General features: G+C 67.7%; 3 protein-coding genes. 1 reads left to right on the plus strand and 2 read right to left on the minus strand.

Going from position 1 to position 2,804, the window contains the following annotated elements; genetic code table 11:
* Nucleotides 1-181 precede the first annotated feature (181 nt).
* On the plus strand, nt 182-1,030 hold the full coding sequence (locus VGS97_RS27435) for an alpha/beta hydrolase (protein ID WP_326856566.1): 849 nt from the start codon (nt 182-184) through the stop codon (nt 1,028-1,030).
* A 36-nt stretch (nt 1,031-1,066) separates the two neighbouring features.
* On the opposite strand, the gene VGS97_RS27440 is transcribed toward VGS97_RS27435, so the two are convergent.
* Entirely contained in the window at nt 1,067-1,402 is a 336-nt protein-coding gene (locus VGS97_RS27440; RefSeq protein WP_326856567.1) for a hypothetical protein, read from the minus strand.
* A gap of 366 nt (nt 1,403-1,768) precedes the next feature.
* Nucleotides 1,769-2,804: hypothetical protein (locus tag VGS97_RS27445; protein WP_326856568.1), on the minus strand; the 1,036-nt coding region annotated here is incomplete at its 5' end.

The following is a 2,804-nucleotide window of genomic DNA, read 5'->3' on the forward strand; positions in this document are numbered from 1 at the left end:
GATCCTGTCACAGCATCCTGCTCCCACGGGGTGGCGCATTGGCGCTCGTATGCTCCCACAAACGCTCCATGCGCTCCCTTGACAGCACCCTACCTGGGCATCAACCGGCCGATACGACCGGAAGCCGACGCGTCGCAGCCAACTGAAGTGACATAGGCTGCCGACGGAGGTGGGTGAGGCGATGCACCGCTTCGTGTCCTACGACGGAACCGAGATCAGCCATCGCACGGCCGGTGACGGCCCACCGCTGGTGTGCCTGCCGGGCGGGCCGGGCCGGGCGGCGCAGTACCTGGGCGAACTCGGCGGTCTGGACGCCGAGCGGCGCCTGATCCTGGTGGACCCGCGCCGCGTCGGGCACTCCGCCAACCCGGCGGACCCAGCGTCCCTCCGCGTCGACCGACTCGTCCAAGACGTCGAATCGCTGCGCGTCCACCTCGGCCTGGAACGGATGGACCTGCTCGCACACTCGGCTGGCGCCAACCTCGCCCTGCTCTACGCGGCCAAGTTCCCCGAACGCCTGTCCCGGCTGGTCCTGGTCACCCCGGGCCTCGGCGCCCTGGCCGTCCACCCCGTCAAGGAGCAGTTCGACGCCGTTCTCAACCGCCTCGCAGCCGAACCCTGGTACCCGGAAGCGCGCGCGGCGTTGGAGAAGATCCTCACCGGCGACCTGTCCCCGGAGTCGTTCGCCGCGTCCAGGCCGGTGTTCTACGCCCACTGGAACGAGGCGGCCCGAGCGCACGCGATGCTCGGGACCGCCGACCGCCACCAGGTAGCGCGGGTGGGCTACTTCGCCGGCGCCGACATCGACCCGCCGTCCGTCCGGGCCGCCCTCACCCGGCTGGCCGCGCCCGTCCTGCTCCACGTCGGGGACCTCGATCCCCTGGTCACTCCCACCATGGCGCAGCAGGCAGCACCCCTGTTCCCTGACGCGACCGTCGTCGTCCAGCCAGGCGCCGGGCACTTCCCCTGGGTCGACGCCCCGACCGCCTTCGCCCCCGCGCTCAGTCAGTTCCTCACCGAGCCACGGTGACCGGAGAACCAAGCCAAGGGGCGCGGACCAGGACGGTCAGCCGTCGGCCATCGCCTTCGCATGCGCGGACAGGAGCTTCGCGAGGCTCGCTGCCAGATTGGACACGTCAGCGTTCCACATCACCCGGTATCCGTCGTGGTCCGGGTAGAACGAGCCGGCGTCCGCTCGGGAGGTCAACAACCAGAACTGGTCGCCCGCGCCGCCGGATTGCAGCACCGCGTCGAGCCATCTAATACGCGACGTCGCGGGTTGCCTCGTCGAAACACCCCGCGAGGCGTTGAGTGAGACGCCGAACTCCTCCAAGACCAGCGGCTCACCCAAGCCCGCAGCGTCGGCGGCGTGCTTGATGATCCAGGCCTCGCCCCGCACCACCGGGTCTGGGCCCGGTTGGACGCCGGGTTCTCGCCCCAGCCCTGCGGATAGAGGTGGATGGTGGCGTAGTCGACGTCGGGCAGCGCGGCCAACTTCCTTCCACCGCACGCTCTCAAACACAGTGTACGGATAGTCGCTGGCGCTCGGATCGCCTAGAACACTTCGTCACCGGTCACGACGAGTTGACGCGGGGCGAGCCGCTTGACGTGCTGGCTCATCTCGACGTCTCAGGCGAGCAGTTTCGCACCGCTGGTGTCGCTGAGCGCCCTCGGCTCGTTGGCCAGCGGTGATCACCGTGGTGAGCAGCGAAACGGTTCGCGCGCCAATCCACAGGTCCTGGCAGTGGCAGATCAAGCCGCAGAGGGCTCAGTCGTTGCCCAGGACCCGGGAGGCTACCGCCAGTTCGGCCGCGATCCCGGTCTTGATCGGTGCCATTTGCGGCTGGTGTGTGGCGATGAAGTTGCGTTGCAGGGCGGCTTCGACGGCGTACCAGGTGCCGATGAGGTTGGTCTGCTGTTTGCAGGCGACGTCGGCGCTCGCGGTCCGGATCTCCCGTGGCGAAGCCTTGGGGGTGTTCCATTGCGGGTCGTTGATGGCATCGTACGGTGTCGCGTAGGTGTATCCGTGTACTGTCATGCATGCCGACCATTGTTTGATCGCTGTGATCACCTGCGGTTCGCGCTGCGATAGGGACAGGCTGGTCTGGTTGATGCTGTCGGCCAAGGGGGCGTTGTTGGTGGTGCCGCCGTGCGCGGTTAGTTTCGCGCGGGCTTGGCCGATGCAGCCGCCGGAGGGGATGGGCCGACCGTGGTAGGTGCTGGGGTTTGTGGTTGGTGGGGAGGTGTTCGTGTTGCTGATGCCGGTCAGCACTGTGAGATCGGTTTGGTCGAGTGCGGGCTTTTCCGGGAAGGGTGCGCCGGACGGTGGGTGGTAGCCGAGTACTGCCACCGATGCGGCATCGGACACTCCGTAGCGTCGTGGGGCGTTGGAGTCGGTGGAGGTTCCCGGCAGGATGTTGGGCGGTGGCGCGGTGAACCGGATGCCAAACTGTTGCATGCACTGGTCCGTGAGCACGTTGGTGGCGCGGTCTATCTCAATGAACTGGTCGTCGGTGAACAGGTAGGCGTCGATCGGGAACACAAGCGAAGAGCTGTTCGCGACGTTCGGGACTGCGCTGACGTGGATCGGCGGGACCGCGGTCGTGGCGGCAGCACTGCGGGGCACGCGGCCATCGTCAGAGCATGCCGCCGCAGCCCCGCCAGCCAGGGCCAAGGCTAGGATCGTGCAGATCTGGCGGGAATTCGGGAAACGCATGATGCCCTCACAGAGACAGCGTGCCGACGGCGATGGGCTGGCTGCCGCACCGCACAGATGCGCGGCACGGCAGCCGGTGTTCATCCGG

It is taken from the genome of Actinocrinis sp., assembly GCF_035946395.1.
Taxonomy (GTDB): domain Bacteria; phylum Actinomycetota; class Actinomycetes; order Streptomycetales; family Catenulisporaceae; genus Actinocrinis.

Excerpts from the sequence above, each read along its gene's own strand:
- VGS97_RS27435 (WP_326856566.1), top strand. The coding sequence starts at position 182 with ATGCACCGCTTCGTGTCCTACGACGGAACCGAGATCAGCCATCGCACG.